General features: G+C 47.7%; 3 protein-coding genes and 1 pseudogene. 2 read left to right on the forward strand and 2 right to left on the reverse strand.

All coding sequences use genetic code 11. From position 1 onward, the window contains the following. Positions 1–271, forward strand: a 271-nt coding sequence (locus AC1DWB_RS34565) for a hypothetical protein (RefSeq protein WP_477545597.1), incomplete at its 5' end; no start/stop codon positions are given. After that, a pseudogene (gene istB, locus AC1DWB_RS34570) lies at positions 217–744 on the forward strand (IS21-like element helper ATPase IstB); the annotation flags it as partial. The gene AC1DWB_RS34565 and the pseudogene istB, both read left to right, overlap by 55 nt. An 81-nt stretch (positions 745–825) precedes the next feature. On the opposite strand, the gene AC1DWB_RS34575 reads toward istB, so the two are convergent. Beyond that, a complete protein-coding gene (locus AC1DWB_RS34575; protein WP_477545598.1) occupies positions 826–1,155 on the reverse strand; it encodes a transposase in 330 nt (109 codons plus the stop codon). A 325-nt stretch (positions 1,156–1,480) separates the two neighbouring features. Beyond that, the coding region (locus AC1DWB_RS34580) for a helix-turn-helix domain-containing protein (protein WP_477545599.1) at positions 1,481–1,767 on the reverse strand (287 nt) is incomplete at its 5' end.

Below are 1,767 nucleotides of genomic sequence, written 5' to 3' on the forward strand. Positions count from 1 at the left end.
GTATATGGAGCGAAGTGAGATCCGTCAAGAGATTGCCCTATTCTGCCGCCAACTCATCCTAAGCCAAAATGCCGTACGGCTGTGCGACTTAGAAGCAACGCCGAAGCAGGAAGAATTCTTGCATCAAGTATTTAAAGAAGAACTGGAACACAAAGAACGTCTGCGAAAAGTACGCTTGTTCAGAAAGCGGCCTTTCCGGTTCGGAAAACGCTTGAGGGCTATGAGTTTCAATCTCTACGCCTGCCCTCCACTCTGCAAACAGATGAACTGACTTCGTGTCAGTTCGTTCGGGACAAAAAGAATCTCGTACTCTACGGCCCCGTAGGTACGGGCAAAACTCACCTTGTCATCGTTCTGGGTGTGAGGGCCTGCGAACTGGGCATGTCCACCCGTTTCTTCACCGCTGCCTCACTCGTCACCAAGCTCAGTGAGAGCAAGCGAGCAGGGGCGCTCGAGCGTACCATGAAGGAGCTAGAGAAAGCCGATCTCGTCATTGTTGACGAGTGGGGTTATTTGCCGATGGACCGCGAGGAAGCGCAATTGCTCTTCCAAGTGATTGCTGYAAGCTATGAACGACGAAGCCTCWTCATAACGACCAATCTCGAATTCTCCAAGTGGGGAGGCATCTTCACCGATGACCAGATGGCGRCGGCAATGATTGACCGTCTAGCTCATCACGGTCAGCTCATCGTTTTCGAAGGAGAAAGTTACCGCCTCAAGCACGCATTAATGCGTCAAAAGTGACCGATTAGCTGGAAATTCCACAGGGAATTTCATGATAAAACCAGGGAATYCCTGATGATAAAAGCAGGGAAAAACCGATGATCAYAACAGGGAAAAGCTGTTGATAAAACCAKGGRATTTCACTTGACAAAACACATACAGTCCTTTGGTACGACAATATTCCGAAAACTCAATCTCACTTAAAGCAGCGGTTTCCACTACGATGGCAAACTTATCTCGTGTGCTCCATCTCTCAGTGGATGCTGCACCATTAGGCAGGATCACTCCCTCTGCTTTGGCAGCCTTCCTCCATTTGTACAGCGTCGTTTCTGACAGCCCACTCTCTTTAGCAATCTGACTGACAGATTCATTGTTAGGCGGCATCATTCGTTGCATGATACGTTGCTTTAATTCTTTGTTCACTTGATTCATCTTCTCCCACCTCGTCCTCGTTCTCCTCACTATACGTTCTTATGAGGGGTACGACAACTATTCTGACACAGGGGGTGATCTGAACTATGATCTTCTCGTAGAAATTGATGCAATTGCAGTGGTACAGACAGCTCCGTAAAGGACGGCTGCAACCGAACATACTAAATTTTTGTTAGAAAAATGATAGTATCCCCTTTAAGTAGGCCGTGTTAAGAATTGACACAAAAGTTTACTTGAAGGGGATTTTTTCATGACTAAAATTAAGTATGGAAACAATCGGTTCACCTTTCATCGGAAGTCTAGCTGGCTTTGCTGCAGATGTCAGTTAGACCCGATGCTTTTTACGGAATTCGGACGGGGTAATGTGCAGCTTTTTGGCGAACAGCCTGCTGATGTAGGAACCGTTTCGATATCCGCATTTTTCCGCGATTTCCTCCAGGGTCAGATCAGATTCACGCAAAAGCTTGCCAGCGCGCTCCAGCCTAAGTGAAGTCAAGTATTCAAGAGGGTTCGTCTTATAGGCGGCGGCAAACCTTCTGGAAAATTGAACTGGCGTCAAACCGAAAGCGGCGGCAACGTTCAGCAAGCTGACTTCTGCGAAGGCTTGGCGTT

This window comes from Paenibacillus sp. P4_E11 (assembly GCF_056401635.1).